Below are 19217 nucleotides of genomic sequence, written 5' to 3' on the forward strand. Positions count from 1 at the left end.
AGTGGTCATCCGCGATGGCGAACCGTGCAAGGCGTAATCGTTCCGGCGCAAACGCCCGATCCTGTATTAAAACGACAAATCGATCCGCAAGCGCCGCTAATAATCAGACAAAATACCGGCCACTCACAATTGATTCAAATCAAACCGACACCCGGCTCACAGTAATGGTGTGTAATCGTTCCGAATCGCGGTCGGCGCATGCATGTTTTGCATCGCGCGGCGAAATTCCGGGATTCGCGAGATAATGCCGATTAATGCGAATTAATCACTGCGCGGAATCGTCTACGACGCAAATTTCCGCCGCCCACCCCCGAGGATGAAGCCACACACGCCGCTCGCCACGGCGCGCCGTCATACCGCGTCGGCCGTGGCACGCATTCTGTCGCCCCGCGGCGTACTCGTCGCGGGCATCATGCTGCTCCTGTTCAGCTGGGGACTCTCGACGTCGCTTTTAATCGAGGCACGCCACGACGCGTACGATCATGCGGTCGAAAATGCGCGCAACCTGATGCTGCTGATCGAGCGCGATATTTCCCGCAATATCGAACTGTATGATCTGTCGCTGCAAAACGTCGTCGACGGCCTCGCCGATCCGGAACTGATGGCTTTGCCGCCGCACCAGCGTCACCGGCTGCTGTTCGACCGCGCCGCGAGCGGCGCGTATCTCGGCGCCATTTTCGTGATGGATCCGCACGGCAATATCGTGATCGATTCGGCCGAATCGCCGCCGCGACAAGGCAATTTCGCCGACCGCGAATATTTCGCCGTGCATCGCGACCGGCTCGCGCAGGGCCTCTTCATCAGCCGGCCCTATGCGTCCCGGCTGCGCGGCGGCGCATTGACGATCGCGCTCAGCCGACGGATCACGCTGGCCGATGGCCGCTTCGGAGGGATCGTCGTCGGCACGCTCAGCATCGACTACTTCCGCGCGCTGCTCGACGGTCTCGCGGTCGGCAAGCACGGCAGCGCGGCAATCGTCGAGGACAACGGCGCGCTCGTGTCCCGCCTGCCGTTCGATGCGCGCGTGGTCGGCCTCGACCTTCACAACGCCCCGCTCTTCATCGAGGCGCAGCGCAGCAGCGAAGGCGCGTTGACTGGCGTCGGCGCGATCGACGGCGTGCGGCGCATCTATGTTTACAAGCATCTCGCGAATCTGCCGCTGGTCGTCGACGTCGCGCCCGCCGAGATCGACATCTATGCGTCGTGGCGCCATCGCACGATCTGGACCGCCGTGCTGATGGCCCTGTTTACCGTGTTCATCGCGTGGGGCTCGCTCGCGCTGTCGCGCGAACTCAAGCGCCGGCAGATCGCCGAGTCGAAGCTGTACCGGCTCGCGCACACCGATTCACTGACCGGGCTCGACAACCGCGGCACGTTCGACACGGTGCTCGCGAAGGAAGCACTGCGCGCGTCGCGCAGCGGCCGCCCGCTGTCGGTGCTGTTCGTCGACGTCGATCATTTCAAGGCGTTCAACGACTACTACGGCCACCTCGCCGGCGACGATGTGCTGCGCCGCGTCGCGCAATCGGCGTCGCGCTGCCTGCGCCGCGACAGCGACCACGTCGCGCGCTACGGCGGCGAGGAATTCGTCGTCACGCTGCCGGACACCGATGCGCGGGGCGCGGCGACCGTCGCCGAAGGGATCCGCCGCGCGATCGCCGGGCTCGACATCGCGCACGGCCGCAGCCCGTACGGGCACGTGACAGCGAGCATCGGCGCCGCGACCGCCGCCGGCGGGCGCATCGACGCCGCGACGCTGCTGCGGCAGGCCGACGAGGCGCTGTACCGCGCGAAGTCCGGCGGACGCAATCGCGTATCGAACGCCGAGGCGAACACCGCCGACGCGTAACGCGGCGGCCGGCGGCGCCCGCACCGCGTCGCCGTGGACAGCCCGCGCGCGTTCGGCTAGCGTTACGTCAGCTGCGCGTGCGGCGCGGCGCCGGCCCGCGCGGGCCGCCCGCGCGTATTCCGGCCACCCCGCCGGCCATCTCCGCTCCGTCATGAACGCCCAGCTTCCTGCCCGACTGCCGTCGCTCCTGCGCCACGCCCTCCGTCCCCTGCTGGACCCTTACCGCCGCTACCGGCACGCGAAGCTGATCCATGCGGCGCGCGTCGCGCTTGCGATCCTCGTGTCGATCGCCTTGTCCACCGGGCTGCGCGTGCCGCACGGCGAATGGTCGACGATCACCGTGCTGATCGTCGTCGGCGGGCTGCAGCACCACGGGAACATCCGCAAGAAGGCGGCCGAGCGCGCGCTCGGCACGTCGATCGGCGCGCTCGCGGGGCTCGGGTTGATCCTGCTCTACTCCATGCTGCACGCGCCGTTCGCGATCTACTTGCTGATGGCGATCGCGTGCGGATTCTGCGCGTATCACGCGATCGGCAAGGCCGGCTACATCGCGCTGCTGTCGGCGATCACGATGGTGATCGTCGCCGGGCATGGCGACAACGAGATCGTCGACGGCCTGTGGCGCGCGGTAAACGTCCTGACCGGCATCGCGATCGCGCTGGCGTTCTCGTTCGCGCTGCCGCTCTACGCGACCTACTCGTGGCGCTACAAGCTCGCCGATGCGCTGCGCGCGTGCGCGGCCGTGCATACGCGGCTCGCGGGCGACCGCCGCGTGAGCGACGACGCGCACCTGAAGGAAATGGCCGCGCTGAGCGCGCTGCTGGTGCAGCTGCGTTCGCTGATGCCGTCGGTGTCGAAGGAATGCGAGATCTCGGTCACGCACCTCGAAGCGATCCAGCGCAGCCTGCGCCTGTGCATCGGCTACCTGGAGATCCTGTCGAGCACGGTGCCGGCCCGCGACGACGTGACTGCCCGCGAATACATGCGCTACGAAATGAAGGCCGTGAACCGGCGCATCCGCGACACGCTCGTCGGCGCGAGCCGCGCGCTCAAGGTCGGCACGCCGAGCCGGCTCGCGGCGCGCCGCCGGCCGGCCGAGCCGCCGCACGACATGCCTCCGCCGCAGTTGTCGGGCTACGTGTCGATCACGGCCAAGCTGGCCGGCGAAGTGGATCAGTTGCGTGAGAAACTGCTCGATACCGCGCAGGCGTGGAATATCTGAAGGTCGCGGGACGCCGGGCTTCACGCCAAAATCTTTCATAATCCTTTCGGCGCGGCGGGCTCGCATCCCGACGGCGGCTGCCCCGCCCTTCAGCCGATCCGGCCCCGGAAGCACGGCAAGCGACGGCGCTCGGCCGCGACCGTTTCGGCCGCCGCTCGGCGCCGGTTTGCGCGGCGTTCTCCGCCTGATTCGCCGCCCGCCGGGCCCGCCGCGACAGGCCCGACAACGTATTGGCGCGAAAATCAGGTCTTGCCCCAACTTCCCGGACAGCCGATACTCGCATATTCCGCGAAATACGATCCCACCGGCTTCAATCCACGGTAATTCCTATGAGCACGATTCTCGAAAGCCTCCCGACCGGCCAGAAGGTCGGTATCGCCTTCTCCGGCGGCCTGGACACCAGCGCCGCGCTGCACTGGATGAAACTGAAGGGCGCCGTCCCGTACGCATATACGGCGAACCTCGGCCAGCCCGACGAAGACGATTACGACGCGATCCCGAAACGCGCGATCGAATACGGCGCAGCGGGCGCCCGCCTGATCGACTGCCGTGCGCAGCTCGTCGCCGAAGGCATCGCCGCGCTGCAAAGCGGCGCGTTCCACATCACGACGGCCGGCGTCACGTACTTCAACACGACGCCGATCGGCCGCGCCGTGACGGGCACGATGCTCGTCGCCGCGATGAAGGAAGACGGCGTCAACATCTGGGGTGACGGCAGCACGTACAAGGGCAACGACATCGAGCGCTTCTACCGCTACGGCCTGCTCGTGAACCCGGATCTGAAGATCTACAAGCCGTGGCTCGACCAGACGTTCATCGACGAACTCGGCGGCCGCGCCGAAATGTCCGAGTTCATGAACCAGGCCGGTTTCGCGTACAAGATGTCGGCCGAGAAGGCGTATTCGACCGACTCGAACCTGCTCGGCGCGACGCACGAGGCGAAGGATCTGGAAAGCCTCGAGAGCGGCATCAAGATCGTGAACCCGATCATGGGTGTCGCGTTCTGGCGCGACGACGTGAAGATCGCCGCCGAGGAAGTGACGGTGCGCTTCGAAGCGGGCCAGCCGGTCGCGCTGAACGGCGTCGAGTTCAAGGACCCGGTCGAGCTGTTGCTGGAAGCGAACCGCATCGGCGGCCGCCACGGCCTCGGCATGAGCGACCAGATCGAGAACCGCATCATCGAGGCGAAGAGCCGCGGCATCTATGAAGCCCCGGGCCTCGCGCTGCTGTACATCGCGTACGAGCGTCTCGTCACCGGCATTCACAACGAAGACACGATCGAACAGTATCGCGAGAACGGCCGCCGTCTCGGCCGCCTGCTGTACCAAGGCCGCTGGTTCGACCCGCAGGCGATCATGCTGCGCGAAACGGCGCAGCGCTGGGTCGCGCGCGCGATCACCGGCGAAGTGAAGATCGAACTGCGCCGCGGCAACGACTACTCGATCCTGAGCACGAAGTCGCCGAACCTCACGTATCAGCCGGAACGCCTGTCGATGGAGAAGGTGGCGTCGACGTTCTCGCCGCGCGACCGGATCGGCCAGCTGACGATGCGCAACCTCGACATCACCGATACGCGCGACAAGCTGCGCGTTTATACGCAGGTCGGTTTGCTCACGCCGGGTGAATCGTCGGCGTTGCCGCAGATCAAGGGCGATAGCGGCGAGTAAGCAAGCCGTTTTCGCGAGCGGCCGGGCGGCATAAGAACCGCCCGGCCGCATGCAGCACTCCCCTCCCGCCTTTCTTCAGGCACTGCCGGATTCGGAACGCGCATCACGACGATCCTGCAGTCGCATCAGGATCATTTCGATGCCGTGGCCGTCCCGGTCGCAGTCGCAGTCGCAATCGTCGTCGCAGCTGAAGTGAGTGGCGTTTTGTCGTTGACGGAACGTTTTCGCCGAGCCGCCTCACGTGGCGCGCTTCATCGAACAAATCGTTCTCATCGCTTCGGCATTACAAACAGATTGCATGTCGAGGCACAATGCAGGCGTTCCGATCCAGCACGCCTTCATGATTCCTCCAGCAAACCCGCCTCTCACCGTCATTCACCTGAACGGCCCGATCAACAGCGGGAAGACGACGATCGGTCGCGCGCTCGCCCGCGTGCTGCCGGATGCGCGCTTCATCGACGGCGACGATCACGCTGCCCCCGAAGACGCACCGTTCGACGTGCAGTGGGCGATCGCGCTGGAGCGCCTCGTCACGCAGATCGCGCAGGCCGGAGAACGTCATCTGGTGATCGCCTATCCGATCGGCGAAGCCGAATTCGTACGGCTGCGCGCGGCCTGCGATGCGCGTGATGCACGGTTGATCGTCGTCACGCTCGCGCCGCCCGAGGCGATCGCGGCGTCGGATCGCGGCACGCGGGTGCTGACGGAATGGGAGCGTCAACGTATCGCCGAGATGTATCGGGAAGGGTATGCGGCGCGCGCATTCAGCGATTGCGTGATCGATACGTCGAAGGCATCGGTGGATGCATGCGCGCGAGAGATTGCGCAACGCGTCCACGCGTCGCGCGCATAGCGGCAACGCCCCGGCGAACGATTCGCGGCCACCGCCTCACGCCGCGTAGTGGGCGAATGCCTCGTTCACGCGATTGCCGGCTCCGAAGCGGAACACCTCGACCGCGCCGCGTCCGTTTGCGCCGCGATAGTGAATGGCGACGCTGTCTACGCCCGCCAGCACCGCAATGAACTCGAAACGCAGGTCCGGAATGAGTTGCAGCGCCTTCGCCCAGTACGCACGCACCGCCGCCTTGCCATGCAGGCATCCGCTCGGCTCGCCTGCGATCCGCGCGATCATCGGCGAATGCATGACGAAGGCGTCATCGTAGTGCGACAGGATGCGGTCGAGATCGTGCGCGTTCCATGCGTCGATCCATTCCTGCGCGAAGTGCCGCGCGAATGCCTCGGTGATGGGTTCCATGCGGCTCGTCGTCTCCATATCGGGCGCGGCGTGAATGCCGGCCCGTGCGCCCCAGTGTATCAGCGGCCGCACGGCTTCCGCGCACTCGCCGCGGCTGGCATGTGCGCGCTCAATGATGGTGCCGCACCCCCGACACAACCTGCTCGCGCGCCCCCTTGCGACTGAGCAGCAGCGTGACGACCGCCGACACCGCGAGCGTGCCCGCCACCAGGTACAGCCCGGCCGCATACCCGCCCGTCAACTGCTTGAGCCAGCCGATCGCGAATGGCCCGACGAACCCGCCGAGGTTGCCGATCGAGTTGATCATCGCGATCCCCGCGGCCGCGCCGGCGCCTGACAGGAACGCGCTCGGCATCGCCCACAGCGGCGCCTTCGCGGCGCTGATCCCGATGTTGACGACGACCAGCGCGAGCACGGTCAGGAGCGCGGTGTTCGCCTGACCCGCGAACACGAAGCCGATACAGGCAAGCACGCACGGAATCACGACGTGCCAGGTGCGCTCGCCGGTGCGATCCGAATGTCGTGCCCATCCGATCATCGCGACCACTGCGGCAATGCTCGGGATGCCGGTCAGCAAGCCCGTCTGCAACGCGGTGAAGCCGAACTGCTTGACCATCAGCGGCGCCCACAGGCCGAGCGTATAGAGGCCCGCCGACGTGCCGAAGTAGATCAGCGCGAGCGCCAGCACGCGCGGGTCGCGCAGCGCCTGCCATGCGCCGGCCGTGTGTCCGGCATGCGTGTGCCGCGCGTCGGCCTCGGACTTCAGCTTCGCGATCAGCCAGTCGCGCTCGTCCGGCTGCAGCCACGCGGCCTTCGACGGCGCATCGGTCAGGCACTTCAGCACGACGAAGCCGAGCGCGACCGCGGGCAGCGCCTCGACGATGTAGAGCATCTGCCAGTCGGCGAGGCCGAACATCGGTGGCATCTGCATGATCGCGCCCGACAGCGGCGAGCCGATCGCGGTCGAGATCGGCGCGGCCGCCATGAACCACGCGGCGGCCACTGCGCGCTGCTTCGCGGGAAACCACAGGCTCAGGTACAGGATGATGCCGGGAAAGAAACCGGCTTCCGCAACGCCGAGCAGGAAGCGCAGCACGTAGAAGCTCGTCGGCCCGGCCGCGAACGCGGACACCGCCGACACGATGCCCCACGTGATCATCACGCGCGCGATCCAGATGCGGGCGCCGACACGATGGAGAATCAGGTTGCTCGGCACTTCGAAGAGAAAGTAGCCGATGAAGAACAGGCCGCCGCCGAGTCCGAACGCGGTGGGCGACAGGCCGATCGCCTTGTTCATCGTCATCGCCGCGAAGCCGACGTTGACGCGATCGAGAAAGCTGACGAAGTAAAGCAGCATCACGAACGGAATGATGCGCCACATCAGTTTCCGCGCGACGCGGGTTTCCAGATCCGCTTGCATGTGTCTCCTCCTTCGAGGTCGGGCCGCACGCTGTCCGCACGAGCCCCGTGGGTGCTTGCCGGCGTCACGACGAATCGTGTGCGCCGGCGCCCGGCTCACGTCGAATGCGCGAGTCGCGGGCAGGAAAATCCGGTGAGCGGTGAACGGAAGGCGGCCGGCTGCGCACGCGCGCTGCCGGCGCAGTCCGTGCTGCCGTCAGGCTGCGACCGCCGCGTGCGCGACGCGCTCGCAGACGGCCGCCGTCACCTGCGCGGTCGTCGCGCTGCCGCCGAGATCGCGCGTATGCAGCGACGGATCGGCCGTCACCGCCTCGATCGCCTGCATCACGCGCGCCGCGGCTTCCGTTTCGCCGAGATGCTCGAGCAGCATCACGACCGACCAGAACGTGCCGACCGGATTCGCGAGGCCCTTGCCCATGATGTCGAACGCGGAGCCGTGGATCGGCTCGAACATCGACGGATAGCGGCGCTCGGGATCGATGTTGCCGGTCGGCGCGATGCCGAGGCTCCCGGCCAGCGCGGCGGCGAGATCGCTGAGGATGTCGGCGTGCAGGTTGGTCGCGACGATCGTGTCGAGCGACGCCGGGCGGTTCACCATGCGCGCGGTCGCGGCATCGACGAGTTCCTTGTCCCACGTGACGTCGGGGAATTCCTGCGCGACCTGCTTCGCGATCTCGTCCCACATCACCATCGCATGACGCTGCGCGTTGCTCTTCGTGATGACGGTCAGCAGCTTGCGCGGACGCGACTGCGCAAGCCGGAATGCGAAGCGCATGATGCGTTCGACGCCGGCACGCGTGAGGATCGACACGTCGGTCGCGGCCTCGATCGGATGCCCCTGATGCACGCGGCCGCCGACGCCCGCGTATTCGCCCTCCGAGTTCTCGCGCACGATCACCCAGTTCAGGTCGTCCGGCCCGCAGCGCTTCAACGGCGCATCGATGCCGGGCAGGATGCGCGTCGGGCGCACGTTCGCGTACTGGTCGAAGCCCTGGCAGATCTTCAGGCGCAGGCCCCACAGCGTCACGTGATCGGGCACGTCGGGGTCGCCCGCCGAGCCGAACAGGATCGCGTCCTTGCCGCGCAGCGCATCGAGGCCGTCGGCCGGCATCATCGCGCCGTGCCGGCGATAGTAATCGGCGCCCCAGTCGAAATCCTCGAACTCGAACGCAAAGCGGTCGCTGCCGCTAGCCAGCGCTTCCAGCACCTGTTTGCCGGCCGGCACCACTTCCTTGCCGATGCCGTCGCCGGGAATGGTCGCGATACGGTAGGTCTTCATGCCAACATCCTCGATTGATCGTGAGCGTGAACGCACTTTACCCAACTGGAAGTGCGGGAACCGGTGCTAGACTCAAAGCATCTTTAACTTCAATTCACGAATCCCGTCATGACGGATACCGTCCAGCCGGCCGATCTCGCCTTCTTCTCGACGCTGGCCGCGTCCGGCAGCCTGAGCGCGGCCGCGCGCGAACTCGGATTGACGGCGGCCGCCGTCAGCAAGCGGCTCACGCAAATGGAACGGCGCGCGGGCGTGACGCTCGTCAACCGCACGACGCGGCGCATGATGCTGACCCCCGAGGGCGACGTGTATCTCGACTACGCGCGCCGGATCCTCGATCAGATGGACGAGCTGGGCGAACTGCTCGGCAGCGCGAAGCAGCGGCCGAAGGGGCTGCTGCGCGTGAACGCGACGCTCGGCTTCGGACGCAGCCACGTCGGCCCGGCGATCTCGCGCTTCGTCGCGCGCTATCCGGAGGTGTCGGTGCAGCTGCAGTTGTCGGTGATGCCGCCGCCGCTCACCGACGACGCGTTCGACGTGTGCATCCGGTTCGGCGAGCCGCCCGATACGCGCGTCGTCGCGCGGCGGCTCGCGCCGAACCGGCGGCTGCTGTGCGCGGCGCCCGCGTACATCGCGCGACACGGGACACCGGGCACGCCGCACGAGCTGACGCGGCACAACTGCATCGGCATCCGGCAGGGCGACGAAGGCTACGGGGTCTGGCGGCTGACGAGCGGACGCGGCGCGGCGCGCAACACGGAAGCCGTGCGGATCAACGGCAACCTGACGACGAACGACGGCGAGATCGCGGTGAAGTGGGCGCTCGACGGACACGGGATCCTGATGCGCGCCGAGTGGGATATTCGCGACTATCTGGCCGACGGGCGTCTCGTCGTCGTCCTGCCGGACTACGAGACCCCGAGCGCGGATATCTATGCGGTGTATGCGCAGCGGCATCAGATGTCCGCGCGGATACGGGCCTTTGTGGACTTTCTGGCGGAGGCGCTTGGCGGGTGACGGGCGGCGGGCGGAGTGGGCATGGGTGCCGGAAACGCTGATATTCTGGCAAATCGACCACTGAATGATCGGGAAATTTGCGCCGCCGCATCATCGCTCGCCGCTGCGCCAACCTTGCCGGAGCCGCCATGTTCGACCTGACCACGCTGACCACCTTCACCGCCGTCGTACTGGGTCTGTTCCTGATTCCCGGCCCCGCCGTGCTGCTCGTGCTGAGCCGCACCGTGCAGGGCGGCCGCAAGACCGGCATCCTGACCGGGCTCGGCGTCGCGAGCGGCGACTTCGTGCATACGCTGTTCGCGGCGGTCGGGCTGTCGGCGCTGCTGATGACGTCGGCGCTCGCGTTCAACGTCGTGAAGCTGGTCGGCGCCGCGTACCTGATCTACCTCGGCGTGCGCGCGCTGCTCGACAGGCCGTCCGATCCGTCGCTGCCGAAGGTGTCGCCCGTCACGCCGCTGAAGGCGTACCTGCAGGCGATTCCCGCCGAAGTCCTGAACCCGAAGACCGCGCTGTTCTTCCTCGCGTTCATGCCGCAGTTCGTGCATCCGGAACGCGGCTCGACGTTCGTGCAGTTCGCGGTGCTCGGGCTGATCTTCGTCGTGCTCAGCTCGCTCTACACGACGCTGATCGCGTGCTCGATCCGCCCGCTCGGCCGCCTCGTGAAGCGGCTTGCGTGGCTCACGCGCTGGCAGGGGAAGATCATCGGCTCGATCTTCATCGCGCTCGGGCTGCGCGTCGCGGTTCAGCAGCGCTGACGTGCGCGCCGGCGCGGCCGGCTGGCTCGCGCGCGATCTCGACGGCCTGCCGCGCGTGAGCGGTTGAATGCGGCGCCCGCCTGACTACCTCGCGCCCAGCGCGTCCCGCACGCCGTCCCAATCGAGCCCGAACCGCGCCAGATACTTGCGCAACCGGTCCGCGTCGTTCGGCTGCTTCTTGTTCTGCCGCGACACCGCGAACAGCGCGCGGCCGGCCTCCGACAAGCTCGCCGATGCACGGCACACGTCGAGCACGCGTTCGAGCTGCGCGCGGTCGAACAGGTCGAGTTCCGCCGCACGCGCGCCGAATACCGCGTCGACGCATCCGTCCGACGCACTTGCGCCGCCCGGCTGCGACCACGTGCGCGTCAGTCGCTCGACCTCCTGCTCGGCAATCGTCTCGGTAATCCGCCCCGCATCGGCGAGCGTCGCCATCCGCGTGACCGATGCGGACAACTCGCGGAAGTTGCCGGCCCATGCCGCGCGCGGCGATGCCGCGAACGCGAGATAGCGCCGCTTCGCTTCCACGTTGAACCGCACCTGCTCGCCCTGCTCGCGGCCGAAGCGATCGAGCTCGAATTCGAGGTTCGGCTCGATGTCCTCGCGCCGTTGCGCCAACCCCGGCAAGTCGTACGTCCACAGATTGATCCGCGCATACAGATCCTCGCGGAACGTGCCGGCCGCCACCATCTGCCGCAAATCGCGGTGCGTGCCGGCGATCAGCTCGAAATCGCTGGCCACCTCGACGTCCGCGCCGACCGGCAGGAAGCGCTTCTCCTCGATCGCCTTCAGCAGCATCGCCTGCTCGTCGAGCCCGAGTTCGCCGATTTCGTCGAGAAACAGCAGGCCGCCGTCCGCCGCGCGCAGCAAGCCCGCACGTGCGGACTGCGCGCCGGTGAACGCGCCCTTCACGTGACCGAACAGCGTCGACATCGCCGCGTCGCCGCGCAGCGTCGCGCAGTTGATCTCGATGAACGGCCCCGCGAGCCGATGGCGGCCGCGCTTCAGTTCGTACACGCGTTTCGCGAGAAACGACTTGCCGGCGCCCGTCGGACCGACGAGCAGCATCGGCGCGCGTGAGCGCACGGCCACGCGCTCCAGTTGCTCGATCAGCGCGTTGAAGCGCGCGTTGCGCGTCGCGATGCCCGCCTTCAGGAACGACACCGTCTCGTCGCGCTCGCGCGTGAAGCGCTGTGCGATGCGGTTGTAGCGCGACAGGTCGAGATCGATCACCGACACCGTGCCCGGCCCGCTCGGCCCCTCGTCGGTCTGCTTCGGCGGCCCCGTCTGCACGAGGCGCGCGGGCAGGTAGCGCGCCTCCGCCAGCAGGAACCAGCAGATCTGCGCGACGTGCGTGCCAGTCGTGATATGGACCAGGTAGTCCTCGCGGTCGAGGTCGAACGGATAGGCGCGCGCAAAGTCGTGCAGCGTCGCGTAGACCTCCTCGAAATCCCACGGGTCGTGGATCGTGACCGGCGTGAGCCGCACCTCGGTATGCGGCGACAGGTTCGCAAGATCGTCGCGCACCTGATTGGCGAGGCGCGCGTAGTCAGGCGGATGCAGCAACTCGAGCCGGTCGATCGCGAAGTCCGGCTGCATGCAGAGCGACACCGTCGGCCGCCACTTGCGGTAGCGGCGCGGCGCACGGCCGCCCTGGTCGAGCACGGTGCCGAGAAAGCCGATGGCGACGGTCTTGCGCATGTTTATCTCATGGGATAAAGAACGATCCGATTGTATCGGAACTCAGCGACGACGCGATACGGCGGCCTTCCCTCCGCAATCATCGGAAATCATGAATTGTCCTTTCTCTTCAAAGGCTTGATCGCCTTCCCCGCGGCCTGCCCCGCCCGCTGGCACGCTCCTCGCTAAATAGAAGACGCCGGATGTCCCGCTGGCCCGCGAGCCAGGGTTCACAAAGCCCTGCTGGTGCGCCGCCGCCGAACCTGGTTCGTCGCGGCAGCGCATGCCGCCATGGACAGATGAAGGCAAAGGGGCGCGCGAGGCAGCCTTGTCCGGGTTCGAATCCCGGAGCGCCCACTGTTCGGAAGCTCATTCAGGTGGAGCAGCCGGCGCGAGCCGGTGTGTGGCGGGTTCGAATCCCGTCCGAACCCCGTCCGCAAGGACGGTCTGTCGATAGAAGCAGTACCCGCCGGTGCGGGCCGACAGGCCCGCCGCGCGTCGGACCGGTTGCGGTTCCGCGCGATCGGCCGGGCGGCCGGACGGCCCGCGCGAATGCGCTCGACGACGCGATGCAGGATGCGTCGCCGCGTGCAGCCGCGCCGGACCCACGCGCCGCCCGCCCGATCGCGTCGCACCCCGATCCGTGCGATGCGTGTCGCCCGGCGGCCATTGAAGAAAAGGACAAGAATATGTGGAAGCGTCATGTGGTGAAAAAGAACGAACGCGCGCTGCTGATGAATGAGGGCGATTTCGTGAAGGTGCTGGAACCGGGCGTGTTCAAGGCCTTCGATCCGTTCAAGCGTCTGTCGGTGCAGACCACGCGTCTCGACGCGCCGCTCGCCGACGCGGCATTGGCCGACTACCTGCGTCACGACGCACAGGACGTGCTCGCGCAACACTTCGTCGCGATGGATCTGGCCGACGACGAAGCGGGGCTACGTTACGAAGACGACGTGCTCGTCGAGATCCTGCCGCCCGGCACGCGCCGGCTGTACTGGCGCGGCCTCATCGCCCATCGGCTGGAGCGCGTCGACCTCGCGCAGGACAGCATGCTGCCGGCCGCGCTCGCGAAGCGCATCGCGCAACCGGCGCTGCGTGCTCGCGGCGTGGCGGGCCTGACGGGCGTGCTGCTGGCGCAGGTGCCGGCGTATCACGTCGGTGTGCTGAAGATCGACGGCAAGATCGAGCGGCTGCTGGATGCGGGTGTCGCAGCGTTCTGGCGCTTCAACCGCGATGTCGCGGTCGAGCTCGTCGACCTGCGCCTGCAGGCGCTCGAAGTCGCCGGCCAGGAAATCCTGACGCGCGACAAGGTCGCGCTGCGGCTGAACCTGTCGGCAACGTGGCGCTATGCGGACGTGCTGCATGCGTTCGGCCAGTTGCAGAAGCCGGTCGAACATCTGTATCGCGAACTGCAGTTCGCGCTGCGCGCGGCGGTCGGCACGCGCTCGCTCGACGAGCTGCTGGAGGACAAGCAGGCGATCGACGACATCGTGATTGCCCAGGTGCGCCCGCGGCTCGAGCAATCGGGCGTGGACGTGCGCAGCGTCGGCGTGAAGGATATCGTGCTGCCGGGCGACATGAAGACGATCCTCGCGCAGGTGGTCGAGGCCGAAAAGGCCGCGCAGGCGAACGTGATCCGACGCCGTGAGGAAACGGCGGCGACGCGTTCGCTGCTGAACACCGCGAAGGTGATGGAAGAAAACCCGACCGCGCTGCGGCTCAAGGAGCTGGAAACGCTCGAGCGCGTCGCGGAACGGATCGACCGCATCTCGGTGTTCGGCGGCCTCGACCAGGTGCTGAACGGACTCGTCAGCATCAAGGGCGCGTGATGCTCGAAGCAAACGGCGCGGCGCATGGGTGCCGCGCCGCACGAATGAATCAGGTGAAGCAAATGACTGACATGGATTATCAGGTGATGGAACTGGCGAACGGAAAGCCGGTGAAGATGTGGACGCAAGGCGTCGCGGTCGAGGACGACGCGCGCGCGCAATTGCGCAACACCGCGCAGATGCCGTTCATCTTCAGGCACGTCGCGGTGATGCCGGACGTCCACCTCGGCAAGGGCTCGACGATCGGCAGCGTGATCCCGACGAAGGGCGCGATCATTCCGGCCGCGGTCGGCGTCGACATCGGCTGCGGGATGATGGCCGCGCGCACGACGCTCACGGCGTCCGACCTGCCGGACTCGCTCGGCGGGCTGCGCAGCGCGATCGAACGCGCGGTGCCGCACGGCCGCGTGCCGGGGCGCCGCGATCCGGGTGCATGGGGCGATCGCACGCCGGCCGCCGTGACCGAGTCGTGGAAGTCGCTGCTGCCGGGCTTTCAGCGGATCGTCGACAAGTATCCGAAGCTGGAGAAGACGAACCACTATGCGCATCTGGGCACGCTCGGCACGGGCAATCACTTCATCGAGGTTTGCATCGACGAAGCCGATCGCGTGTGGTTCATGCTGCACAGCGGCTCGCGCGGCGTCGGCAACGCGATCGGCAGCCTGTTCATCGAGCTCGCGCAGGCCGACATGCGGCAGCACATCGGGAACCTGCCGGATCGCAACCTCGCGTATTTCACCGAGGGCAGCCGCCACTTCGACGATTACGTCGAAGCGGTCGGCTGGGCGCAGGACTACGCGCGCCGCAACCGGCAGGCGATGATGGAAGCGGTGATCGGTGCGGCGCGCGGCGTGATCGCGAAACCGTTCGCGGTCGACGCGCACGCGGTGAACTGCCACCACAACTACGTGCAGCGCGAACGCCACTTCGGCGAGGACGTGCTCGTGACCCGCAAGGGCGCGGTGTCCGCGCAGAAGGGGCAGCTCGGGATCATTCCGGGCTCGATGGGCGCAAAGAGCTTCATCGTGCGCGGGCTCGGCAATCCGGAGAGCTTCTGTTCGTGCAGCCACGGCGCCGGACGCTCGATGAGCCGGACCGAGGCGAAGCGCCGCTTCACGGTCGACGACCAGGTGAGAGCGACGCGCGGCGTCGAATGCCGGAAGGACGCGGGTGTCGTCGACGAGATTCCGATGGCCTACAAGGACATCGATGCGGTGATGGCGGCACAGCGCAGCCTCGTCGAAGTGGTGCACACGCTGCGCCAGGTGGTGTGCGTGAAAGGATAGCGCGGCGCGCGGCCGAAGGCCGGGCGGCCGCGCGCAATGAAAGGGAAACGACAAGAATGAAAACGGAAAAGGCAATGACAACCGTGCGCAGCGCACATCCGGTCGACCCGGCCGTGCGTGCGCGCGTGATGGCGGAACTCGCGGAAGTCGAGCGCCGCCACGACGTGAGCGTGCTGTTCGCATGCGAATCGGGTAGCCGCGGCTGGGGCTTCGCATCGCCGGACAGCGATTACGACGTGCGCTTCGTGTACGTGCACCGGCGCGACTGGTACCTGAGTGTCGAACCGCAACGCGACGTGATCGAGCGGCCACTCGACGACGAGCTCGACGTCAGCGGCTGGGAGTTGCGCAAGGCGCTGCAACTGTTGCGCCGGTCGAACCCGACGCTGCTCGAATGGCTCGACTCGCCTGTCGTGTATCGCGAAGACGCGCGCTGGGCGCCGCGGCTCAGGTCGCTGGCGTCGGCGTTCTTCTCGCCGGTGCGCGGGCGCCATCACTACCTCGCGATGGCGAAGAAGAACTTTCGCGGCTACCTGCAAGGCGACACGGTGCGTTACAAGAAGTACCTGTACGTGCTTCGGCCGCTGCTCGCGGTGCGCTGGATCGACATGGGGCTCGGCATGCCGCCGATGCGCTTCGCGGCGCTCGTCGAAGGCACCGTGCACGAACCGGCGGTGCGCGCGGAACTCGATGCGTTGCTCGCGTTGAAGATGAGCGCGAACGAAAGCGAATACGGGCCATGCCGACCCGCGATCCACGCGCTCGTCGAGACGATGCTCGCGGATGCCGAACACGATCGCGAATACAAGCGACCGTGGGGCGACGTCGCGATGCTCGACAGGTTCCTGCGCGACGTGGTCGACGGTCGGTGAAAAACGAACGGCGCGATGCCTGAGGGCATCGCGCCGTTTCCGCATCGGGACGCGCCCGGCCGTGGCCGGTGAGCAGTGTGCGCGCCGCACACGCGCGCCGCCGTCACCTCACTCGCCGACGATCGAAATCGAGAACCCGTCCCAGCCCTTCTGCCCGACCGTCTGCACGGCCGTCGTCGTGAGCTTCGGCTCGGCCACGAGACGCGCGAACCCTTCCCTCACGCCGACCGCATCGGGCTCGCGATTGTCCGGATCGGCCACGCGCCCGCCGCGCACCACATTGTCGACGACGATCACCGTGCCCGGCCGCGACAGCTTCAACGCCGCGTCGAGATACACGGCGTTGTTGTCCTTGTCCGCATCGATGAAGATGAAATCGAACGGCGCCTCGCCCGCATCGACGAGCCGCGCGAGGCTGTCTTTCGCGCTGCCGACGATCACCGACACCACGTCCGCGAACCCGGCGCGCGCGATGTTCCGCGTCGCGACCTTCGCGTGCTCGGGGTTCAGTTCGAGCGTCACGAGCGTGCCGCCCGGCGGCAACGCTCGCGCGAGCCAGATCGTGCTGTAGCCGCCGAGCGTGCCGACTTCGAGGATGCGCCGCGCGCCCCGAATCGTCGCGAGCAGTTGCAGCAGCTTGCCCTGGTTCGGCGCGACGTTGATCGCGGGCAGCCCGGCCGCGTCGCTGGCCGCAAGCGCGGCGTCGAGCACGTCGTCGGACGGCACGAGCGTCGCGGAGAAATACGCATCCACCCTGTTCCACTGATCCTGATCCATCGCGCACCCTTCGTCCGCGGAAAAATGCATTCTATGCGCGACGGCCCCATAAGCAACCAACCATTCGTTCTAAGGGCAGCCGCGCACCTGCTCCTATAATCGCTCGACCACGACAACAACAGACGGAGCACCCATGACCGATCAGGCCTCTTCGAACTGGCGCCTCGAAACCATCGCCGTGCACGGCGGCTATCGCCCCGACCCGACCACGCGCGCGGTCGCGGTGCCGATCTACCAGACCGTTGCGTACGCATTCGACGACACGCAGCACGGCGCGGACCTGTTCGACCTGAAGGTCCAGGGCAACATCTACACGCGAATCATGAACCCGACGACGGACGTGCTCGAGCAGCGGATCGCCGCGCTCGAGGGCGGCATCGGCGCGCTCGCGCTGGCGTCGGGCCAGGCTGCCGTCACGTACGCGATCCAGACGATCGCCGAAGCTGGCGACAACATCGTGTCCGCCAGTTCGCTGTACGGCGGCACCTACAACCTGTTCGCGCATACGCTGCCGCAATACGGCATCACGACGCGCTTCGCCGATCCGCGCGACCCGGCGTCGTTCGAGCCGCTGATCGACGCGCGCACGAAGGCGATCTTCGCGGAATCGGTCGGCAACCCGCTCGGCAACGTAACCGATATCGCCGCGCTCGCGGAAGTCGCGCATCGCCACGGGATCCCGCTGATCGTCGACAACACGGTGCCGTCGCCATACCTGCTGCGCCCGTTCGAACACGGTGCGGACATCGTCGTGCACTCGTTGACGAAGTATCTCGGCGGCCACGGCACGAGCCTCGGCGGCGCGATCGTCGATTCGGGCAAGTTCCCGTGGGCGCAGCACGCGGACCGCTTCAAGCGGCTCAACGAGCCCGACGTCAGCTATCACGGCGTCGTGTACACGGAAGCGTTCGGGCCGGCCGCCTATATCGGGCGCGCGCGGGTCGTGCCGCTGCGCAACATGGGCGCAGCGATCTCGCCGTTCAACGCGTTCCAGATCCTGCAGGGCATCGAGACGCTCGCGCTGCGCGTCGAGCGCATCAGCGACAACGCGCTGAAGATCGCGCAGCATCTCGCGCGCCACGAACACGTCGAGTGGGTGAACTACGCGGGGCTGCCCGATCACCCGGATCATCCGCTCGTCGCGCGCTACCTGTCGGGCCGTGCGCCCGGCATCCTGACGTTCGGCGTGAAGGGCGGCCGCGACGGCGGCGCGAAGTTCCAGGACGCGCTGCAGCTGTTTACGCGGCTCGTCAACATCGGCGACACGAAATCGCTCGCGACGCATCCGGCCTCGACTACGCACCGCCAGCTGTCGCCGGCCGAACTCGCGAAGGCCGGCGTGAAGGAGGAAACGGTGCGGCTGTCGATCGGCATCGAGCACATCGACGACCTGCTCGCCGATCTCGACCAGGCGCTCGCGCAGCTGTGACCCGACGCGGGCGTGCCGACACGCCCGCTTCAGATGTCTTGACCTTGAAGCGGCTTCAAGGTGTTCAATCCCCGGTTGATGCCGGGGCGACGCCCGGCACGAAACCGTCGTGCGCTGCAGCGACCGCTGCGGCGCGCTCCACTGCCGAGGCCCCATGACACCGACCGCGAAGCTCGCGCTGCTCACGCTCCCGCCGCTGCTGGCGGCCTGCTTCGGCGCCCTCGCCGCCGCATGGCGCGCACCGGGCCCGAAAACGTCGAGCGTCATCCAGCATTTCACCGGCGGCATCGTGTTCGCGGCGGCGGCGCTCGAGTTGCTGCCGCAGGATCGCGCGCACGCGCTGTTTCCGGTCGTCGTCGGCTTCGTGTTCGGCCTCGCGCTGATGCTCGCGATCCGCGCGCTGTCCGGCGCGGTCGAAACGCGCTTCGAGGACGCGCGGCTACCGGTCAGCCTGATCCTCATCACCGCGATCGATCTCGTCGTCGACGGCCTCGTGCTAGGCATCGCGTTCTCCGCGAGCGACGAAAGCGGCATCATCCTGACCATCGCGCTGACGCTCGAAGTGCTGTTCCTCGCGCTGTCGGTCAGTGCGGCGCTGGCGTCGGCAGGCGTCGGCCGCTTGCTCGCGATCGTCGTGCCCGTTGCGCTGGCGGCGCTGCTGAGTATCGCTGCCGTCGCCGGCAATGCGGTGTTCGCGGGGTTGCCGGCGAATCTCTACGCGGCGTTGCTCGGGCTCGGCACGGTCGCGCTGCTCTACCTCGTCACCGAGGAACTGCTGGTCGAAGCACACGAAGTGCCGGAGACGCCATTTGCAACCGCCGCATTCTTCATCGGCTTCATCGTGTTCTTCCTGATCGAAGGTTCGGTGAAGGCCGGCTGAA

The 19217-nt window shown here is 67.3% G+C and carries 16 protein-coding genes; 11 read left to right on the top strand and 5 right to left on the bottom strand.

What is annotated here, in order from left to right; all coding sequences use genetic code 11:
- The first annotated feature begins 316 nt into the window (after nucleotides 1–316).
- The 4 genes from ACT2FV_RS07955 (at nucleotide 317) to ACT2FV_RS07970 (ending at nucleotide 5591) form a co-directional block, all read left to right on the top strand.
- Nucleotides 317–1849 (top strand): GGDEF domain-containing protein, encoded by a 1533-nt coding sequence (locus ACT2FV_RS07955; protein WP_124620981.1) that lies wholly within the window; start codon nucleotides 317–319, stop codon nucleotides 1847–1849.
- Between the two features lie 151 nt (nucleotides 1850–2000).
- On the top strand, nucleotides 2001–3071 hold the full coding sequence (locus ACT2FV_RS07960; RefSeq protein WP_444503579.1) for an FUSC family protein: 1071 nt from the start codon (nucleotides 2001–2003) through the stop codon (nucleotides 3069–3071).
- 329 nt (nucleotides 3072–3400) lie between these two features.
- A complete protein-coding gene (argG, locus tag ACT2FV_RS07965) occupies nucleotides 3401–4738 on the top strand; it encodes an argininosuccinate synthase (RefSeq protein ID WP_059601426.1) in 1338 nt (445 codons plus the stop codon).
- A 340-nt stretch (nucleotides 4739–5078) separates the two neighbouring features.
- The gene (locus ACT2FV_RS07970) at nucleotides 5079–5591 is read left to right on the top strand and encodes a shikimate kinase (RefSeq protein WP_444503580.1); all 513 of its coding nucleotides are present in this window, start codon (nucleotides 5079–5081) and stop codon (nucleotides 5589–5591) included.
- Nucleotides 5592–5627: 36 nt separating this feature from the next.
- Here the strand turns inward: ACT2FV_RS07970 and ACT2FV_RS07975 are convergent, their stop codons facing one another.
- The 3 genes from ACT2FV_RS07975 to ACT2FV_RS07985 all read right to left on the bottom strand — a co-directional run bounded on the left by ACT2FV_RS07975 (nucleotide 5628) and on the right by ACT2FV_RS07985 (nucleotide 8691).
- Nucleotides 5628–5993 (bottom strand): nuclear transport factor 2 family protein, encoded by a 366-nt coding sequence (locus ACT2FV_RS07975; RefSeq protein ID WP_444503581.1) that lies wholly within the window; start codon nucleotides 5991–5993, stop codon nucleotides 5628–5630.
- Nucleotides 5994–6102: 109 nt separating this feature from the next.
- Nucleotides 6103–7413 carry an MFS transporter gene (locus tag ACT2FV_RS07980; RefSeq protein WP_444503582.1) on the bottom strand — a complete coding sequence of 437 codons (1311 nt, stop codon included), beginning with the start codon at nucleotides 7411–7413 and terminating at the stop codon, nucleotides 6103–6105.
- A 195-nt stretch (nucleotides 7414–7608) separates the two neighbouring features.
- Complete coding sequence (locus tag ACT2FV_RS07985; RefSeq protein ID WP_444503583.1) at nucleotides 7609–8691, bottom strand: tartrate dehydrogenase; 1083 nt, start codon at nucleotides 8689–8691, stop codon at nucleotides 7609–7611.
- A 108-nt stretch (nucleotides 8692–8799) separates the two neighbouring features.
- On the opposite strand from ACT2FV_RS07985, the gene ACT2FV_RS07990 reads away from it, so the two are divergent.
- Both ACT2FV_RS07990 and ACT2FV_RS07995 read left to right on the top strand, forming a co-directional pair.
- A complete protein-coding gene (locus ACT2FV_RS07990; RefSeq protein ID WP_444503584.1) occupies nucleotides 8800–9708 on the top strand; it encodes a LysR substrate-binding domain-containing protein in 909 nt (302 codons plus the stop codon).
- Nucleotides 9709–9836: 128 nt separating this feature from the next.
- Nucleotides 9837–10463 carry a LysE family translocator gene (locus ACT2FV_RS07995; RefSeq protein ID WP_059531846.1) on the top strand — a complete coding sequence of 209 codons (627 nt, stop codon included), beginning with the start codon at nucleotides 9837–9839 and terminating at the stop codon, nucleotides 10461–10463.
- Nucleotides 10464–10547: 84 nt separating this feature from the next.
- Here the strand turns inward: ACT2FV_RS07995 and rtcR are convergent, their stop codons facing one another.
- The gene (gene rtcR, locus ACT2FV_RS08000; RefSeq protein WP_444503585.1) at nucleotides 10548–12164 is read right to left on the bottom strand and encodes an RNA repair transcriptional activator RtcR; all 1617 of its coding nucleotides are present in this window, start codon (nucleotides 12162–12164) and stop codon (nucleotides 10548–10550) included.
- A 668-nt stretch (nucleotides 12165–12832) separates the two neighbouring features.
- On the opposite strand from rtcR, the gene ACT2FV_RS08005 reads away from it, so the two are divergent.
- From ACT2FV_RS08005 to ACT2FV_RS08015, 3 genes are all read left to right on the top strand, one after another.
- On the top strand, nucleotides 12833–13972 hold the full coding sequence (locus ACT2FV_RS08005) for a slipin family protein (protein WP_226114789.1): 1140 nt from the start codon (nucleotides 12833–12835) through the stop codon (nucleotides 13970–13972).
- A 62-nt stretch (nucleotides 13973–14034) separates the two neighbouring features.
- Nucleotides 14035–15258, top strand: a complete 1224-nt coding sequence (locus tag ACT2FV_RS08010; RefSeq protein ID WP_444503586.1) for an RtcB family protein — start codon at nucleotides 14035–14037, stop codon at nucleotides 15256–15258.
- A gap of 56 nt (nucleotides 15259–15314) precedes the next feature.
- Nucleotides 15315–16130 (top strand): nucleotidyltransferase domain-containing protein, encoded by an 816-nt coding sequence (locus tag ACT2FV_RS08015; RefSeq protein ID WP_444503587.1) that lies wholly within the window; start codon nucleotides 15315–15317, stop codon nucleotides 16128–16130.
- A gap of 108 nt (nucleotides 16131–16238) precedes the next feature.
- On the opposite strand, the gene ACT2FV_RS08020 is transcribed toward ACT2FV_RS08015, so the two are convergent.
- On the bottom strand, nucleotides 16239–16907 hold the full coding sequence (locus ACT2FV_RS08020) for an O-methyltransferase (RefSeq protein WP_151048419.1): 669 nt from the start codon (nucleotides 16905–16907) through the stop codon (nucleotides 16239–16241).
- Nucleotides 16908–17040: 133 nt separating this feature from the next.
- On the opposite strand from ACT2FV_RS08020, the gene ACT2FV_RS08025 reads away from it, so the two are divergent.
- Nucleotides 17041–18336 carry an O-acetylhomoserine aminocarboxypropyltransferase/cysteine synthase family protein gene (locus tag ACT2FV_RS08025; RefSeq protein WP_174908462.1) on the top strand — a complete coding sequence of 432 codons (1296 nt, stop codon included), beginning with the start codon at nucleotides 17041–17043 and terminating at the stop codon, nucleotides 18334–18336.
- A 154-nt stretch (nucleotides 18337–18490) separates the two neighbouring features.
- On the top strand, nucleotides 18491–19216 hold the full coding sequence (locus ACT2FV_RS08030; protein ID WP_444503588.1) for a ZIP family metal transporter: 726 nt from the start codon (nucleotides 18491–18493) through the stop codon (nucleotides 19214–19216).
- Nucleotide 19217: the final 1 nt, after the last annotated feature.

This window comes from Burkholderia sp. PR2 (genome assembly GCF_052372875.1).
GTDB lineage: Bacteria > Pseudomonadota > Gammaproteobacteria > Burkholderiales > Burkholderiaceae > Burkholderia > Burkholderia diffusa.

What these genes read in the sequence shown, in the direction of transcription:
- ACT2FV_RS07955 (WP_124620981.1), top strand. Translation starts at nt 317, where the DNA reads ATGAAGCCACACACGCCGCTCGCCACGGCGCGCCGTCATACCGCGTCG.
- ACT2FV_RS07960 (WP_444503579.1), top strand. Translation starts at nt 2,001, where the DNA reads ATGAACGCCCAGCTTCCTGCCCGACTGCCGTCGCTCCTGCGCCACGCC.
- argG (WP_059601426.1), top strand. Translation starts at nt 3,401, where the DNA reads ATGAGCACGATTCTCGAAAGCCTCCCGACCGGCCAGAAGGTCGGTATC.
- ACT2FV_RS07970 (WP_444503580.1), top strand. Translation starts at nt 5,079, where the DNA reads ATGATTCCTCCAGCAAACCCGCCTCTCACCGTCATTCACCTGAACGGC.
- ACT2FV_RS07975 (WP_444503581.1), bottom strand. Translation starts at nt 5,993, where the DNA reads ATGGAACCCATCACCGAGGCATTCGCGCGGCACTTCGCGCAGGAATGG.
- ACT2FV_RS07980 (WP_444503582.1), bottom strand. Translation starts at nt 7,413, where the DNA reads ATGCAAGCGGATCTGGAAACCCGCGTCGCGCGGAAACTGATGTGGCGC.
- ACT2FV_RS07985 (WP_444503583.1), bottom strand. Translation starts at nt 8,691, where the DNA reads ATGAAGACCTACCGTATCGCGACCATTCCCGGCGACGGCATCGGCAAG.
- ACT2FV_RS07990 (WP_444503584.1), top strand. Translation starts at nt 8,800, where the DNA reads ATGACGGATACCGTCCAGCCGGCCGATCTCGCCTTCTTCTCGACGCTG.
- ACT2FV_RS07995 (WP_059531846.1), top strand. Translation starts at nt 9,837, where the DNA reads ATGTTCGACCTGACCACGCTGACCACCTTCACCGCCGTCGTACTGGGT.
- rtcR (WP_444503585.1), bottom strand. Translation starts at nt 12,164, where the DNA reads ATGCGCAAGACCGTCGCCATCGGCTTTCTCGGCACCGTGCTCGACCAG.
- ACT2FV_RS08005 (WP_226114789.1), top strand. Translation starts at nt 12,833, where the DNA reads ATGTGGAAGCGTCATGTGGTGAAAAAGAACGAACGCGCGCTGCTGATG.
- ACT2FV_RS08010 (WP_444503586.1), top strand. Translation starts at nt 14,035, where the DNA reads ATGACTGACATGGATTATCAGGTGATGGAACTGGCGAACGGAAAGCCG.
- ACT2FV_RS08015 (WP_444503587.1), top strand. Translation starts at nt 15,315, where the DNA reads ATGAAAACGGAAAAGGCAATGACAACCGTGCGCAGCGCACATCCGGTC.
- ACT2FV_RS08020 (WP_151048419.1), bottom strand. Translation starts at nt 16,907, where the DNA reads ATGGATCAGGATCAGTGGAACAGGGTGGATGCGTATTTCTCCGCGACG.
- ACT2FV_RS08025 (WP_174908462.1), top strand. Translation starts at nt 17,041, where the DNA reads ATGACCGATCAGGCCTCTTCGAACTGGCGCCTCGAAACCATCGCCGTG.
- ACT2FV_RS08030 (WP_444503588.1), top strand. Translation starts at nt 18,491, where the DNA reads ATGACACCGACCGCGAAGCTCGCGCTGCTCACGCTCCCGCCGCTGCTG.